Source organism: Marinobacter sp. NFXS11, from assembly GCF_040148675.1.
Classification (GTDB): Bacteria; Pseudomonadota; Gammaproteobacteria; order Pseudomonadales; family Oleiphilaceae; genus Marinobacter.
In genome coordinates this window covers 1,649,530-1,666,307 of the sequence record NZ_JAGDDV010000001.1, presented here as the reverse complement: position 1 = coordinate 1,666,307, position 16,778 = coordinate 1,649,530, and the positions used below count along the sequence as shown (strand labels likewise).

General features: G+C 56.2%; 11 protein-coding genes. 9 read left to right on the top strand and 2 right to left on the bottom strand.

Annotated elements, in window-relative coordinates; all coding sequences use genetic code 11:
* Positions 1–79: 79 nt before the first annotated feature.
* The 3 genes from fadB to topA all read left to right on the top strand — a co-directional run bounded on the left by fadB (position 80) and on the right by topA (position 6,351).
* Entirely contained in the window at positions 80–2,227 is a 2,148-nt protein-coding gene (fadB, locus tag J3362_RS07750; RefSeq protein ID WP_349519000.1) for a fatty acid oxidation complex subunit alpha FadB, read from the top strand.
* A 33-nt stretch (positions 2,228–2,260) separates the two neighbouring features.
* Entirely contained in the window at positions 2,261–3,436 is a 1,176-nt protein-coding gene (fadA, locus tag J3362_RS07745) for an acetyl-CoA C-acyltransferase FadA (RefSeq protein WP_349518997.1), read from the top strand.
* A gap of 272 nt (positions 3,437–3,708) precedes the next feature.
* On the top strand, positions 3,709–6,351 hold the full coding sequence (topA, locus tag J3362_RS07740) for a type I DNA topoisomerase (RefSeq protein WP_349518995.1): 2,643 nt from the start codon (positions 3,709–3,711) through the stop codon (positions 6,349–6,351).
* A 60-nt stretch (positions 6,352–6,411) separates the two neighbouring features.
* On the opposite strand, the gene J3362_RS07735 is transcribed toward topA, so the two are convergent.
* Positions 6,412–7,284: an NAD(P)-dependent oxidoreductase gene (locus tag J3362_RS07735; RefSeq protein WP_349518994.1), complete on the bottom strand. Its 873-nt coding sequence runs from the start codon at positions 7,282–7,284 to the stop codon at positions 6,412–6,414.
* A gap of 116 nt (positions 7,285–7,400) precedes the next feature.
* Complete coding sequence (gene gltA, locus J3362_RS07730; protein WP_349518992.1) at positions 7,401–8,675, bottom strand: citrate synthase; 1,275 nt, start codon at positions 8,673–8,675, stop codon at positions 7,401–7,403.
* A 477-nt stretch (positions 8,676–9,152) separates the two neighbouring features.
* Between gltA and sdhC the strand changes: the two genes are divergently transcribed.
* From sdhC to odhB, 6 genes are all read left to right on the top strand, one after another.
* Positions 9,153–9,530, top strand: coding sequence for a succinate dehydrogenase, cytochrome b556 subunit (sdhC, locus tag J3362_RS07725; RefSeq protein WP_349518991.1), 378 nt, complete (start codon positions 9,153–9,155; stop codon positions 9,528–9,530).
* Complete coding sequence (gene sdhD / locus J3362_RS07720; RefSeq protein ID WP_172408494.1) at positions 9,521–9,868, top strand: succinate dehydrogenase, hydrophobic membrane anchor protein; 348 nt, start codon at positions 9,521–9,523, stop codon at positions 9,866–9,868. The genes sdhC and sdhD overlap by 10 nt, the downstream gene beginning before the upstream one ends.
* 3 nt (positions 9,869–9,871) lie before the next feature.
* A complete protein-coding gene (sdhA, locus tag J3362_RS07715) occupies positions 9,872–11,644 on the top strand; it encodes a succinate dehydrogenase flavoprotein subunit (protein ID WP_349518988.1) in 1,773 nt (590 codons plus the stop codon).
* Positions 11,645–11,658: 14 nt separating this feature from the next.
* The gene (locus tag J3362_RS07710) at positions 11,659–12,363 is read left to right on the top strand and encodes a succinate dehydrogenase iron-sulfur subunit (RefSeq protein WP_008174383.1); all 705 of its coding nucleotides are present in this window, start codon (positions 11,659–11,661) and stop codon (positions 12,361–12,363) included.
* Between the two features lie 312 nt (positions 12,364–12,675).
* The gene (locus tag J3362_RS07705) at positions 12,676–15,513 is read left to right on the top strand and encodes a 2-oxoglutarate dehydrogenase E1 component (protein WP_349518986.1); all 2,838 of its coding nucleotides are present in this window, start codon (positions 12,676–12,678) and stop codon (positions 15,511–15,513) included.
* Between the two features lie 25 nt (positions 15,514–15,538).
* On the top strand, positions 15,539–16,768 hold the full coding sequence (gene odhB, locus J3362_RS07700; RefSeq protein ID WP_349518985.1) for a 2-oxoglutarate dehydrogenase complex dihydrolipoyllysine-residue succinyltransferase: 1,230 nt from the start codon (positions 15,539–15,541) through the stop codon (positions 16,766–16,768).
* Positions 16,769–16,778 lie beyond the last annotated feature (10 nt).

Genomic DNA, 16,778 nt, shown 5'->3' with positions numbered 1-16,778 from the left:
CTGCACAAACAGCCGCGCCGGTAAATCAAAAGTACCGCCCGGTTGGAAGCAGTTCCAAACACAGACTGGAGATCAGTTGATGATTTACGAAGGTAAAGCCATCACGGTTAAAGAGATCGAAGGCGGGATCGCTCAGTTGAACTTCGACTTGCAGGGCGAGTCAGTAAACAAGTTCAACCGTCTTACTATTGAAGAGCTCCGCGCCGCGACTGACGCACTGAAAGCGCAGAAGAACCTGAAGGGTCTGGTAGTCACCAGCTCCAAGGACAGCTTCATTGTTGGTGCCGACATTACCGAATTCACCGAGCTTTTTGCGGGCTCGGAAGAGGATCTGGTAGCCAACAACCTCAAGGCCAACGAAGTCTTCAACGCTGTTGAAGATCTGCCGTTCCCCACCGTTACCGCGATCAACGGCATGGCGCTGGGTGGCGGTTTCGAAATGTGTCTTGCAACCGACTACCGCGTGATGGACAAAAAGGCCAAGGTTGGTCTTCCGGAAGTGAAGCTTGGCATCTTCCCGGGCTTTGGCGGTACCGTGCGTCTGTCCCGTCTGGTCGGCGTGGACAATGCCGTTGAGTGGATCAGCGGCGGTACCGAGAACCGTGCTGATGTCGCTCTGAAAGTTGGCGCTGTCGATGCCGTGCTCGAGTCCGACAAGCTGGTCGATGCTGCTGTTGCCATTATCAATCAGTGCAACGAAGGCAAGCTGGACCACGAAGCCCGTCGTGAAGAGAAGAAGGGCAAGATCAAGCTCAATGCCATGGAAAGCATGATGGCGTTCGAGATCTCCAAGGCGTTCGTCGCTGGTAAGGCTGGCAAGAACTATCCGGCGCCTGTCGAGGCCATAAAGGTCATGCAGAAGCATGCTGGCATGACGCGCGACAAGGCGATCGAAGTGGAAGCCAAAGGCTTCGCCAAGATGGCCAAGACCAATGTCGCGGCCTGCCTGGTTGGCCTGTTCCTGAACGATCAGGAATTGAAGAAGAAGGCCAAGGCCTGGGAAAAAGAAGCCAACGACGTGAACCTGGCTGCCGTTCTGGGTGCCGGTATCATGGGCGGTGGTGTTGCATTCCAGTCTGCCCTGAAAGGCACGCCGATCATTATGAAGGACATCAACCAGGACGGTATCGCCCTGGGTCTGAAAGAGGCCAAAAAGCTTCTGGCCAAGCGTGTTGAAAAAGGCAAGATGAAGCCGGATCAGATGGCCGACGTGCTCAACAGCATCACGCCGACCCTGAACTATGGCGATTTCAAGAATGTGGATCTGGTGGTTGAAGCGGTTGTTGAAAACCCGAAGGTGAAAGATGCGGTCCTGCGTGAAACCGAAGATGCGGTTCGCGACGACGCCATCCTGACCTCCAACACCTCGACCATTTCCATCGATCTTCTGGCCAAGAACCTTAAGCGTCCGGAAAACTTCTGTGGCATGCACTTCTTCAACCCGGTGCACATGATGCCGTTGGTTGAGGTCATCCGCGGCAAGAAGACCAGCGATCGCGCAATCGCGACCACCGTGGCCTACGCCAAGGCCATGGGCAAGACCCCGATCGTTGTAAACGATTGCCCGGGCTTCCTGGTCAACCGTGTTCTGTTCCCGTACTTCGGTGGCTTTATCGGTCTGGTACGTGATGGTGCTGACTTCCAGCACGTTGACAAGGTTATGGAAAAGTTCGGCTGGCCCATGGGTCCTGCGTACCTGCTTGACGTTGTCGGCATGGACACCGGCAAGCACGCTGGTGAGGTAATGGCCGACGGCTTCCCGGATCGGATGAAGCACGAGGGTACAACCGCCATTGACGTCATGTTCGATAACAACCGTTACGGACAGAAGAACGACAAGGGCTTCTACAAATATGAACTGGACCGCAAGGGTAAGCAGAAGAAGGTTGTCGACGAAGAGACCTACAAGCTGCTCGAGCCTGTTGTTCAGGGTAAGAACGAGTTCAGCGACGAAGACATCATCGCCCGTATGATGCTGCCTTTGTGCCTGGAAACCGTTCGCTGCCTGGAAGACGGCATAGTTGAAGACCCCGCCGATGCAGACATGGGCCTGATCTTCGGTATCGGCTTCCCGCCGTTCCGTGGTGGTGCCCTGCGCTATATCGACGATATGGGTGTAGACAAGTTCGTCGAACTGGCAGACAAGTTTGCAGACCTTGGTCCTCTTTACCACCCGACCGAGAACCTGCGTGAAATGGCCAAGACTGGCGAAAAGTTCTTTGGCTAACCCTGAACGAGATTTCCGAACGGAGAAAGATCTATGAGCCTTAATCCGAGAGACGTTGTCGTCGTCGATTGCGTGCGGACTCCGATGGGTCGTGCCAAAAACGGTTGTTTCCGGAACGTGCGTGCAGAGACCCTGTCCGCCAATCTGATCGAAGCACTGTTTGAGCGCAACCCGAAGCTCGACCCGAGAGAAGTTGAAGATGTTATCTGGGGCTGCGTAAACCAGACCAAGGAGCAGGGCTTCAACGTAGCGCGTCAGATTTCCCTGCTGACCCGCATCCCCCATGAATCTGCAGCTCAGACCGTGAACCGTCTGTGTGGCTCGGCCATGAGTGCGATTCACACTGCTGCACAGGCCATCATGACCGGTAACGGTGATGTGTTCTTCGTTGGTGGTGTCGAGCACATGGGGCACGTACCCATGACTGAAGGCTTCGACCACAACCCGGCGGCATCCAAGTACACTGCCAAGGCCTCCAATATGATGGGCCTGACCGCGGAAATGCTGGCCAAGATGCACGGGATTACCCGTGAGCAGCAGGACGAGTTCGGTGCTCGCTCCCACCGTCTGGCCCATGAAGCGACCGTAGAAGGCCGTTTCAAGAACGAGATCGTGCCGATTCAAGGCCATGATGAGAATGGTTTTGTGAAGCTGATCGAAGAGGACGAGACCATCCGTCCGGAGACCACGGCGGAATCCCTGGGCCAGCTCAAGCCGGCGTTTGATCCGAAGAACGGTACCGTGACTGCCGGGACCTCCTCCCAGCTGACTGACGGTGCGGCTGCAATGGTGCTGATGTCCGCAGAGCGTGCTGAAGCCCTGGGGCTGAAGCCGATTGCCAAGATCCGCAGCATGGCCGTTGCCGGCTGTGATCCCGCGATCATGGGTTATGGCCCGGTGCCTGCTACCAAGAAAGCCCTGAAGCGTGCAGGCCTGAAAGTCGAAGATATCGACTTCTGGGAACTGAACGAAGCTTTCGCAGGCCAGTCTCTACCCGTCCTCAAGGACCTGAAACTGCTGGGCGTCATGGAAGAGAAAGTGAACCTGAACGGCGGCGCGATTGCTTTGGGCCATCCGCTGGGCTGCTCTGGTGCACGTATCTCCACAACCCTGCTGAATGTGATGCAGGCCAAAGGCGGTAAGCTTGGTGTTTCCACCATGTGTATCGGCCTGGGCCAGGGCATCGCAACGGTCTGGGAGCGTCTGTAATCCGTTAAGCGGGTTGCAGTACGCGGTTTCAGAAGGCCCGGCAAATGCCGGGCCTTTCTGTTTCAGTAGGCGGCCCCAACAGGGTTCCCGAATGTGAAAAAAAGCAGGATTGAAACCAAAGAATGGGTTGTCTTGCTATTCTTGACCCTGTAAAACAGTGAGCCTATACAAGATGGCGGCGTATATGTGTTTTCTAGCCGACTGATTTTACAGCGAGTTTACGGTTTGCTGATTAATTGACCGATTTATCGCCAAGGATACAGAATTCCGATATGGGTAAAAGTCTCGTAATTGTCGAGTCACCAGCGAAAGCGAAGACCATCAACAAGTACCTGGGCTCTGACTTCATCGTCAAATCGAGCGTCGGGCATATTCGTGATCTTCCCGTCAGTGGCAGCGGATCCCAGTCCGATCCCAAGGAGCGTGCAAAGCAGGCTGCTATCACCCGCAAGATGAGCCCTGAAGAAAAGGCGGTGCACAAAAAGCGCAAGTCCCGTGAACAGCTGGTCGCCCGTATGGGTGTCGACCCGGACCAGGACTGGAGTGCCCGTTACGAGATCCTTCCCGGCAAAGAGAAAGTGGTCAGCGAACTCAAGCGTCTGGCCAAATCAGCAGACCATATCTATCTGGCAACGGATTTGGACCGTGAAGGGGAGGCGATCGCCTGGCACCTTCAGCAGACCATTGGTGGCGAACCCGAGAAGTACCGGCGCGTTGTGTTCAACGAAATCACCAAGCGTGCGATTCAGGAGGCCTTCAAGGATCCTGGCAATCTGGACAATAACCGTGTGAATGCCCAGCAGGCCCGCCGCTTCCTCGATCGGGTTGTGGGCTACATGGTGTCGCCTCTGCTTTGGGCCAAGATTGCCCGTGGCCTGTCCGCCGGCCGTGTGCAATCAGTCGCCGTGCGGCTGATCGTCGAGCGGGAGCGTGAAATCCGGAAGTTTGTTCCTGAGGAGTTCTGGCAGTTACACGCCGATCTTGCGTCTGCCAAGGCTGATCAACCGGTCCGCTTCGAGGTTACCCGGCACGATGACAAGTCGTATCGGCCGGTCAATGAGCAGCAGAGCAGTGAACACGTCAGCCGCCTCAAGGCCGGCACCTTCAAGGTCGCCAAGCGGGAAGACAAACCGACCCGTTCGCGCCCCTCAGCGCCGTTTATCACGTCTACGCTGCAGCAGGCTGCCAGTAACAGGATGGGTTTCAGCGTCAAGAAGACCATGATGCTTGCCCAGCGTCTTTATGAGGCCGGTTTCATTACTTATATGCGTACTGACTCCACCAACCTGAGTCAGGATGCGATTAACAGTTGCCGAACTTACATCGAGAAGCAGTTCGGCGACAAATACCGTCCCGAGAAGCCCCGCGTTTACGGCAGCAAAGAGGGTGCCCAGGAGGCCCACGAGGCCATTCGCCCGACCGAAGTCAGCCGTCGTCCGGCTGATATCAGCGGTCTTGAGAAGGATGCCGAGAAGCTCTACGACCTGATCTGGCGCCAGTTTATTGGCTGTCAGATGTCCGACGCCGAATTCCTGAGTACGTCCATCGTGGTTGCTAACGGCGATTACGAGCTCCGTACCCGGGGCCGGATCATCAAGTTCGATGGCTTCCTGAAGGCAGCGCCCCAGTCCGCCAAGAAAGACGAAGACATCGCTCTGCCTGATATTCAGGTGGACGAAATGCTGGATCTCAGGAAGCTGGATCCCACTCAGCACTTTACCAAGCCGGCGCCCAGGTATACCGAGGCCAGCCTGGTCAAAGAGCTCGAGAAACAGGGCATTGGCCGGCCGTCGACCTATGCGTCGATTATTTCGACGATTCAGGATCGCGGCTACGTGAGGCTGCAGAACCGTCGGTTCTACGCCGAGAAGATGGGCGAGATCGTTACCGAGCGCCTGTCGGAATCTTTTCCGAACCTGATGGACTTCGACTTCACCGCCAGAATGGAGGATGAGCTCGACGAGATTGCCGAGGGCGATGTCGAGTGGAAGAAAGTCCTGAATGACTTTTACGGTCGGTTTCGGCAGCAGCTGGAAAAAGCCGAGAGTGGTGAAGATGGCGGCATGCGCGCTAACACCCCGACTGAAACGGACATTCCATGTCCGAGCTGTGGACGGAACATGCAGATCCGGGTGGCCAGCACCGGTGTTTTCCTGGGTTGCTCAGGTTATTCCTTACCGCCGAAGGAGCGTTGCAAGACTACCATTAACCTCGTTTCCGGTGATGAGGTTGTCAGCGCCGACGATGACGTCGAGGGTGAGGGCGAAACCCGCCTGCTGCGCAAGAAGCGTCGCTGCCCGAAGTGTGGCACCGCCATGGACAGCTACCTGGTGGACGAGACCCGGAAGCTGCATGTCTGTGGTAATAATCCGGATTGCTCTGGCTACGAGGTTGAAAAGGGCACGTTCCGCATCAAGGGCTACGATGGGCCGACTCTCGAGTGTGACAAGTGCGGCTCCGAGATGCAGCTGAAAACGGGACGGTTCGGGAAGTATTTCGGTTGCACCAATGCCGAGTGCAAGAATACCCGTAAGTTGTTAAAAAATGGCGAGCCAGCCCCGCCCAAGATGGACCCGGTGCCCATGCCGGAGCTTCCGTGCCAGAAGGTGGATGACACCTACGTTCTTCGGGACGGCGCCTCCGGATTGTTCCTGGCCGCCAGTAAGTTCCCGAAAAACCGGGAAACGCGGCCGCCCCTCGTGATGGAGATCAAACCGCACCGCAAGGAAGTTGATCCGAAATACGATTACCTCATGGACGCGCCCGAGCGTGACCCCGAGGGCAATCCGACGGTGATTCGTTACAGCCGCAAGAGCAAGGAGCAGTACGTCATGTCCGAAAAGGATGGCAAGGCGACGGGCTGGTCTGCGTGGTATGTGAACGGTAAGTGGCAACCACAGGACAAGAAAAAGTAACGTCAGCTGGTTTCCGGGGTCGTGGGCTGATTGCTGTCAAATGACCCCGGATTCAATACCTTAGCGGAATTTCCTCAGTCTCTGTATAAGAGATGAGGTATCCCACCGTTTACCGCCCATCGACTGGACATCCGCATAGAATTGATCGACCAGTGCGGTCACCGGCAGAGACGCGTTCACTTTTCTCGCCTCCTCAAGGCAAATCCCGAGGTCCTTGCGCATCCAGTCAACGGCGAAGCCGTGTTCGAACTCTCCTGCAATCATGGTTCCCGAGCGGTTTTCCATCTGCCAGGATTGGGCTGCGCCTTTTGAAATCACGTCCACCACTTTCGCCACATCCAGTTCAGCCTGCTCGGCAAAGTGCAGGGCCTCTGAAAGCCCCTGGACGAGACCGGCAATCGCGATCTGGTTCACCATCTTGGTTTTCTGGCCACTGCCAGCTGGGCCCATTCGATTGAGTGCCCGCGCATAGTGCTCCATAACCGGCTCGGCTTTCGCATAGTCCTGTTCCGAGCCGCCGCACATGATGGTCAGTTTGCCGTTTTCAGCGCCTTGCTGGCCGCCGGATACAGGCGCGTCCACAAATCCCATGTTGTTTTTACTGGCAGCTTCAGCGAGATACTCGGCAATGCCGGCAGAAGCCGTAGTGTGATCGACCAGCACAGCGCCTTCAGAGGCATTAGCGAGAATACCTTCATCACCCTCGTAAACGGCCATAAGGTCGGTATCGGCCCCAACACAGGTCAAAACAATATCCGCGCCCCTCACGGCCTCAGCAATCGTGGTGCAGCTCGTTCCCGAGTATTCGTTTGCCCACTGCTCGGCTTTGGCATTGGTCCGGTTCCAGACCCTGACGTCGAGCCCCGCCTTCGCCAGGTGGCCGGCCATCGGGTAACCCATGACGCCCAGGCCGATAAATGCTGCTGTAGTCATCGCTTTCTCCTCTTATGTTTTTATCGGGTTAACTTAGCACATAAGGGCAGGGCAGCACGCAATAAAAAAGGCCGCTGAATCAGCGGCCTTTGCGTGCTTCGCCCGAAAGATCGGACTTATTCGGTCGGATAATCGCGGGAGTCCGAGCCGGTGTAGAGCTGACGCGGACGGCCGATGCGATAGTCGCCGCTTACCATTTCGTTCCAGTGCGAGAACCAGCCAATGGTACGCGACAGAGCGAAGATAACGGTGAACATCGACGTCGGGATTCCGATTGCCTTGAGGATCAGGCCGGAATAGAAATCCACGTTGGGGTAGAGCTTGCGCTTGACGAAGTATTCGTCTTCCAGGGCGATCTTCTCGAGACGCTGGGCGATCTTCAGCAGCGGGTCGTTCTCCAGGCCCAGCTCGGTCAGCACTTCGTGGGCAGTTTCGGCCATTACTTTGGCGCGCGGGTCGAAATTCTTGTATACCCGGTGGCCGAAGCCCATCAGGCGGAACGGATCGTCTTTGTCCTTTGCCTTGGCGATGAATTTCTCGATGTTGGATTCGTCGCCGATCTCGGCCAGCATGTCCAGAACCGCTTCGTTGGCGCCCCCGTGAGCGGGTCCCCACAGAGCCGCGATGCCGGAGGCAATGCAGGCGTAGGGGTTGGCGCCGGTAGAGCCGGCCAGGCGCACCGTAGACGTTGAGGCGTTCTGTTCATGATCCGCGTGCAGGATGAAAATCTTGTCCATGGCCTTGGCCAGGATCGGGTTCGGCTTGTACTCCTCGCAAGGAACGCCAAACATCATCTGCAGGAAGTTCTCGGAGTACGAGAGGTCATTGCGCGGATAAATGAAAGGTTGGCCAATGGCATACTTGTAACACCAGGCGGCAATGGTCGGCATCTTTGCAATCAGGCGATGCGCGGTAATTTCCCGCTGCTCCTGGCTGGCAACGTCCATCTCACCGTGGTAGAAGGCAGACAGAGCACCAACCACACCGCACATGATCGCCATCGGGTGTGCATCACGCCGGAAACCCTGGAAGAAGTTCCGCATCTGGTCGTGCAGCATGGTGTGGTTTTTGATGGTGTCGTGGAACTTCTGGTTTTCCTCGGCGCTCGGGAGTTCGCCGTGAAGGAGGAGGTAGCAGACTTCAAGGTAGTCAGAATGTTCGGCCAGCTGTTCAATCGGGTAGCCGCGGTGCAGGAGAACGCCGTTTGCTCCGTCGATGTAGGTAATGGCCGATTCGCAGGCTGCCGTGGATACGAATCCGGGATCGTATGTGAAAACGCCTTCCTGGACTAGGCCTCGTACGTCGATAACGTCAGGGCCGACGGTGCCTGAATAAACCGGTAGCTCAATGGACTTGTCCCCCACCGAGAGCGTGGCTTTCCTGTCGGTCATGGTGCTCTCCTATTTATCAGCTTTGACAGCTTTATCTACAGTTATAGATGCGCTAGAAGGCGCGTATTATCGCAAAACTGGCGGCAAAATATAGGGCGTTGGCTTTTTTTGTCAATGGAAGAGTCGGGAAAACCCATAATTTGACAGTGGCTGTAAATCAGGGATATCCCGAATGACAACGGATTCGTGGAGGAAAACGATTTGTCAATCATCCTTATAGCTGGCTTAACCCCCTGAAATACGCGGCCTGAGCGACGTTGCAGGTTTGTAATTGGTTAGGGTACTCCTTATAATCCCTAGCCCGGAATCGGGGATAAACCTTTTGTGGCAGCTTGTAGACAGCCGGTTGTGGAAAAGGTTTCTTCTCTTCCAAGCCAATCGTATGCCGGTTTCGTAGCGGCATGCCGATCCTTACATACCAACCATCCGCACCCGGTTTTCCGGTCCCGCGGAACTAAGAGAGAGTGTGAGAGCGCTGTGAATAGCAAACGACCAGTAAATCTCGATCTCGGCAAGTTTCATTTTCCGCTGCCAGCCATTACGTCCATATTGCACCGCATCAGCGGCATCATTCTGTTTGTTGCTGTTGCGTTCATGCTCTACGGGCTCCAGCTTTCCCTGTCCGGGGAAGAGGGCTTCAGTCGCGTAAGTGAATTGCTGGACAGCTTCCTTGCCAAGCTGATTACCTGGGGCATTTTGTCTGCTCTGTTGTACCACCTGGTTGCGGGTATCAAGCACCTGTTCATGGACATGGGCATTGGTGAAGAGCTGGAAAGCGGCCGCCTGGCATCAAAGATCACGATTGCGGTTTCCGTCATTCTCATCCTTTTGGCAGGAGTTTGGGTATGGGCATGAACAGTGTCACGAATATCGGTCGTAATGGAATTCAGGATTGGATCATCCAGCGCGTTTCGGCCTACGTATTAGCCCTGTACACACTGTTTTTACTTGGCTTTTTCATCTCCACCGATGTCGACTACCAAACCTGGTCTGCTCTGTTCGATCAGGCATGGATGAAGATATTCACGCTTCTGGCTTTGTTGTCGATTGCGGGGCATGCATGGGTCGGGTTGTGGACAGTTACAACGGATTACATGAAATCCGCTGGACAACGGTTGCTGGCCCAGGCAGTGGTTATCCTCGGTGTTTTTGTGTACGTCGTCTGGGGTATTCAAATTATTTGGGGGCTTTAATCGATGGCTAATATCAAGACCATGTCCTTTGACGCAATTGTTATCGGTGGCGGTGGCTCCGGCATGCGTGCCGCGCTTCAGCTGACCGAATCCGGCGTCAATACCGCGTGTATCACCAAGGTTTTCCCTACGCGGTCTCATACGGTCTCTGCGCAGGGCGGTATCACCTGTGCTATCGCCAGTGCTGATCCGAACGACGACTGGCGCTGGCACATGTATGACACGGTGAAAGGCTCGGACTACATCGCCGACCAGGATGCCGTCGAGTACATGTGTTCCGTAGGTCCTCAGGCGGTGTTCGAGCTTGAGCACATGGGTCTTCCTTTCTCTCGCACCGAGCAGGGTCGCATCTACCAGCGTCCTTTCGGTGGCCAGTCCAAGGGGCCGGATAACCCGACTCAGGCAGCGCGTACCTGTGCCGCTGCCGACCGTACCGGTCACGCGCTTCTGCATACTCTGTATCAGGCCAACATCAAGGGCGGCACCACGTTCCTGAACGAGTGGTACGCGGTCGATCTCGTCAAGAACAGCAAGGACGAAGTCGTTGGTGTGGTCGCCATCGAAGTCGAGACCGGCGAAGTTGCCTACATCAAGTCCAAGGCAACCGTTCTGGCTACCGGTGGCGCGGGCCGTATCTACGCCTCCACAACAAACGCCCTGATCAACACGGGCGACGGTATCGGCATGGCGCTGCGCGCCGGTTTCCCGATGCAGGATATGGAAATGTGGCAGTTCCATCCGACCGGTATCTACGGTGCCGGCACGCTGGTAACAGAAGGTTGCCGCGGCGAGGGTGGGTATCTGATCAACGCCGAAGGTGAGCGTTTCATGGAGCGCTATGCGCCGAACGCGAAAGACCTGGCAGGCCGGGACGTTGTTGCTCGCGCCATGGTCATCGAGATCCTGGAAGGTCGCGGCTGCGGTCCCGACAAGGATCACGTGCTGCTGAAGCTTGATCATCTGGGCGAAGAAACCCTGAACCTGCGCCTGCCAGGCATCTGTGAGCTGTCCCGGACTTTTGCGCACGTTGATCCGGTTAAAGAGCCGATCCCCGTTGTTCCGACTTGCCACTACATGATGGGCGGTATTCCGACCAACGTTGGTGGTCAGGCGCTGACCCAGGACGAGAATGGCAAAGACAAGCCAATCCCCGGGCTGTTTGCCTGTGGCGAGGCCGCCTGTGTATCTGTACACGGTGCCAACCGTCTGGGTGGCAACTCTCTGCTGGATCTGGTGGTCTTTGGTCGCGCAGCGGGTCTGCACATTGAAGAGCAGCTTCGTGGCGGCTTTGAGGTGGACGGTGCCAGTGAGGATGATATCAAGCGCGCCATGGCGCGGCTTGACCGCCTGAACAATGCGTCCGAGGGCGAAAGTGTTGCAGAGGTTCGGAAGGATCTTCAGAACTGCATGCAGCTTTACTTCGGTGTATTCCGTGACGGCAAGAGCATGGAAGAGGGCCTCAAAAAGCTGGAAGCGATTGGTGAGCGTGTTCGCAACACCAAACTGGCGGATACCAGCAACGCCTTCAACACCGCTCGTATTGAAGCGCTCGAGCTGGACAACCTTTTCGAGGTTGCCTTGTCTACCGCCATCTCTGCGTTCGAGCGTAAGGAAAGCCGTGGTGCCCATGCCAGGAACGATTTCACCGAGCGTGACGACGAAAACTGGCTTAAGCACTCCATCTACTTCCCGCTGGAAAAGCGTGTTGGTAAACGTGACGTGAATTTCGCGCCGAAGACTGTGGACACGTTTCAGCCGAAGGTCCGGACTTACTAAGGGGGACTCCGAAAATGTTAGTAAGCCTTTATCGTTATAACCCGGAGACGGACAACGCGCCTTATATGCAGGACGTGGATGTCGAGATTCCGGAAGGCAAGGATCTCATGGTTCTTGACGTGCTGAACCTGGTCAAGGAACGGGATCCTTCAATGGCCTACCGTCGTTCCTGTCGCGAGGGCGTTTGTGGCTCTGATGGCATGAACATGAACGGCAAGAACGGCCTGGCCTGTATCACGCCGGTTTCCCAGGTGGTGAAGGGCGACAAGCTGGTTCTTCGCCCACTGCCGGGCCTGCCGGTTATTCGTGATTTGGTTGTTGATATGAGCCTTTTCTACAAGCAGTACGAGAAGGTCATGCCGTACCTGATTAACGACAAGCCTGCTCCCGCAATCGAGCGTCTGCAGTCTCCGGAAGATCGCCAGAAGCTGGACGGCCTGTACGAGTGTATTCTCTGTGCCTGCTGCTCCACCTCCTGCCCGTCATTCTGGTGGAATCCGGACAAGTTTATCGGTCCTGCCGGCCTGCTTCAGGCCTACCGTTTCCTGGCAGACAGCCGGGATACAGCCCAGGAAGAGCGACTTGCCAACCTTGATGATCCGTTCAGCGTGTTCCGTTGCCGGGGCATCATGAACTGTGTGAGTGTCTGTCCGAAAGGCCTGAACCCCACAAGGGCTATCGGCCACATTCGTAATCTTCTGCTGCAACGGGCGACTTAAGCAGCAGGATTTGCGACAGACGCTATACTATTCTGATCAGGTTAGTACCCGGAAGGCCTCGCAAATTTGCGGGGCCTTCAACCAATGGCTTATAGTCAAAGGTCTTACCCGGGTGCACACTACGCAAGCCGTGGCGGGAACTTATAAAGTTTTCTCCCTGTTTTGCTGAGTATAAAAACCACCGGGGAATGGAAAACATCCATGTCGGGTGTGGTGGCCAAAGTCGATCCCGTAAAAACCCGTATTGACTGAGAAATACCCCTGGCCGACCATATCGGGCTCCCCGCACCAGCCCAAGGTGAGCTATTCAAGATGCACGAAAGCATAATGGAGCAGTTATGGCAGACTTCCCACCTCCAGGGTGGAAATCTCGCCTATGTTGAACAGCTTTTTGAAACCTACCTGACAGACCCCAACGCCGTTCCCGAAGAGTGGCGCAGCTATTTCGACAAGCTTCCCAGTGTCGATGGCTACAAGGGCCGTGACATTGTCCACTCTTCCATCCGCGAACAGTTTGAACACATTTCCCGCAATCAGCGCTTTCTTGCCAGCGGCGGCGTTCCCGCCAGTGCCACGTCTGATGCGGACAAAAAGCAGATTCGTGTTCTTCAGCTGATTAACGCCTATCGCTTCCGCGGTCATCAGGAGGCGAAGCTGGACCCGCTCGGCGTATGGCAGCGTCCCCAGGTCGAAGACCTTGACCCTGAATTTCATGAGCTATCCGACTCTGACAGGGATCTCGAATTCCAGACGGGTTCCCTGAACCTCGGTTCCGAGACCATGAAGCTCGGAGACATTGTCGATGGCCTGCGCCAGACCTATTGCGAAAGCATCGGTGCTGAATACATGCACGTGGTGGATACCCGCATCAAGCGCTGGTTCCAGCAGCGCATGGAGCCGGTTCGTTCACGTCCTGCGTACGAAGACAACACCCGTAAGCACATCCTTGAGCGCCTGACAGCCGCCGAGGGCCTCGAAAAGTACCTGGGGTCCCGCTATCCGGGCGTAAAACGGTTCGGCCTTGAGGGTGGCGAGAGTCTGATTCCCTGTCTGGACGAGCTGATTCAGCGCGCCGGATCCTATGGCGCCAAGGAAATTGTCCTGGGTATGGCTCACCGTGGCCGCCTCAACGTCCTGATTAACACCCTGGGCAAAAATCCGCGGGAGCTCTTTGACGAGTTCGAGGGCAAGAAACTCGCGGATTCCGGCTCCGGTGATGTGAAGTATCACCAGGGCTTCTCATCCAACGTGATGACGCCGGGTGGCGAAGTCCATCTGGCAATGGCGTTTAACCCGTCGCACCTTGAAATCGTTTCTCCGGTTGTCGAGGGCTCTGTCCGGGCTCGTCAAACCCGCCGTAACGACGATGAGGGCACCAAGGTCGTTCCGATTATCATGCACGGCGACGCGGCGTTTGCCGGCCAGGGCGTGGTGATGGAAACCTTCCAGATGTCCCAGACCCGCGGTTTCGGCGTTGGTGGCACCATTCATATCGTCATCAACAACCAGGTTGGTTTCACCACCAGCAAGCAGGAAGATGCGCGGTCCACGGAATACTGTACCGACGTTGCCAAGATGATCCAGGCGCCCATTCTGCATGTGAATGCGGATGACCCTGAAGCGGTCATGTTCGTGACACAGATGGCCATGGATTACCGCAACGAATTCAAGAACGACGTTGTGATCGACCTGGTCTGCTATCGTCGCCGCGGCCACAACGAGGCGGATGAGCCGGCAGCAACCCAGCCGGTCATGTACGAGAAAATCCGTAAGCTGAAGACCACCCGCAACCTGTACGTGGATCAATTGGTGGAAGCCGGTGTTATTACCGAGGAAGAAGCCAAGCAAATGGAGAACGACTACCGTGACGCCCTGGACAACGGCGAGCACGTGGTCAAATCTCTGGTCAAGGAGCCTAACAAAGAGCTCTACGTTGACTGGACCCCTTACCTCGGCCACGAGTGGACTGCCAAGTGCAAGTCGAGCGTTGCGCTGAAGACCATTCAGAAGCTGGGTAAGAAACTGACCTCGGTCCCTGAAGGTTTCAGCATCCAGCGTCAGGTCTCCAAGATTGTTTCTGACCGCGAAAAAATGACCGCCGGCGCCCTGCCTATCAACTGGGGCTACGGTGAAGTCATGGCCTACGCGACGCTGTTGGACGAAGGTCACCCAATCCGCCTTACGGGGCAGGATATTGGTCGAGGCACGTTCTCTCACCGTCATGCGGTGCTTCACAATCAGAAAGACGGCTCGACCCACATCGCTCTGGCTGAATTGTCCGAGGACCAGCCCAAGTTTGAAATCTACGACTCGCTGCTGTCGGAAGAAGCCGTAATGGCGTTCGAGTACGGCTACGCGACCACCGCGCCTGATGGCCTTGTGGTCTGGGAAGCGCAGTTCGGCGATTTTGCCAACGGCGCCCAGGTTGTAATCGACCAGTTCCTGACCAGTGGTGAGCACAAGTGGGGACGCCTTTGCGGCCTGACCCTGCTGCTGCCCCATGGTTACGAAGGGCAGGGGCCAGAGCACAGTTCGGCGCGCCTCGAACGATTCCTGCAACTGAGTGCCGAGCATAATATCCAGGTCTGCGTGCCGACCACGCCTTCCCAGGTATTCCATATGCTGCGTCGCCAGGTTAAACGCCCGTTGCGCAAGCCGTTGGTTGCTATTACGCCCAAGAGCCTGCTGCGGCACAAGGAAGCGACGTCTGATCTTGATGATCTGACCAGCGGTACGTTCAAGACGGTGCTGCCCGAGAAAGAACCGTCCGATCCGAAGAAGGTCACCCGCCTGATTCTGTGCTCTGGCAAGGTGTATTTCGATCTGTTGGAGAAGAAGAAATCTGACGAGCGTGATGACGTTGCCATCGTTCGGATCGAACAGCTGTATCCTTTCCCCGGAGACGACCTTGACGAACTTCTGAGCGAATACACCAAGCTCAAGCACGTTGTCTGGTGTCAGGAAGAACCGATGAACCAGGGTGCCTGGTATTGCAGTCAGCATCATATGCGTAATGCGCTGCATCGCAAGAATCCCAAGCTGTACCTTCAATATGCCGGTCGTGACGCTTCGGCTGCTCCCGCCTGTGGCCATATGTCGGTCCACATTGAAGAGCAGAAGAAACTGGTCAACGACGCGTTTGAAATTTGACGAGCTACCGAACTAAGGATCTGTAATGTCAACTGAGATTAAAGCCCCCGTTTTCCCGGAGTCGGTCGCGGAAGGTACTGTCGCGACCTGGCACAAACAGCCGGGTGAAGCCTGCTCCCGTGACGAGCTGATTGTCGATATCGAGACCGACAAGGTCGTTCTTGAGGTTGTTGCGCCGGCAGACGGCGTGATTGAAGAAATCATCAAGAATGAAGGCGATACCGTTGAAAGTGGTGAGGTAGTCGGCAAGTTCAAGGAAGGCGCCAAGGGCGATTCCAAGCCTGCCGAGGGCAAGAAAGAAGAAAGCAAGGAAGAGGCTCCGAAGGAAGAAGCCAAGAGCGAGGCGTCTTCCGGCGAAGCGATCCTGAGCCCGGCGGCCCGCAAGCTGGCTGAGGAAAATAACGTCGATCCGAACAGCATCAAGGGTACGGGCAAAGATGGCCGCGTAACCAAGGAAGACGTTCAGAACCACGTGGACAGTGCCAAGTCCTCCGGCGGTGCTGCTGCGCCTCAGCCTGCGGCGGGTATGCCGGAAGTCAACGTCAGCCAGGGCGAACGTCCCGAGAAGCGCGTGCCGATGACCCGACTGCGTGCGAGCATCGCCAAGCGACTGGTTAATGCGCAGCAGAGCGCAGCCATGCTGACCACCTTTAACGAGGTGAACATGGGGCCGATCATGGAGATGCGCAAGCAGTACCAGGACAGCTTTGTGAAGCGTCACGGTATCAAGCTTGGCTTCATGTCGTTCTTCACCAAGGCCGCCACCGAAGCCCTGAAGCGCTTCCCGGCGGTGAACGCGTCCATCGACGGTAACGACATGGTGTATCACGGTTACCAGGACATCGGCGTGGCGGTTTCCACCGATCGCGGCCTGGTGGTCCCGGTTCTGCGTGATTCCGACGCCATGGGTCTGGCCGACATCGAGAAGAAGATCGTCGAGTACGGCACCAAGGCGAAAGACGGCAAGCTGGCCATTGAAGACATGACCGGCGGTACCTTCACGATTACCAACGGCGGCATCTTCGGTTCGCTGATTTCCACACCGATCCTGAACCCGCCGCAGACAGCCATCCTGGGCATGCACAAGATCCAGGAGCGTCCGATGGCCGTGAACGGCAAGGTGGAAATTCAGCCGATGATGTACCTGGCGCTTTCTTACGACCACCGAATGATTGATGGTAAGGAAGCGGTGCAGTTCCTCGTTGCCATCAAAGAAATGCTTGAAGACCCGGCACGTATTCTGCTGGACGTCTGAGCCGACATTT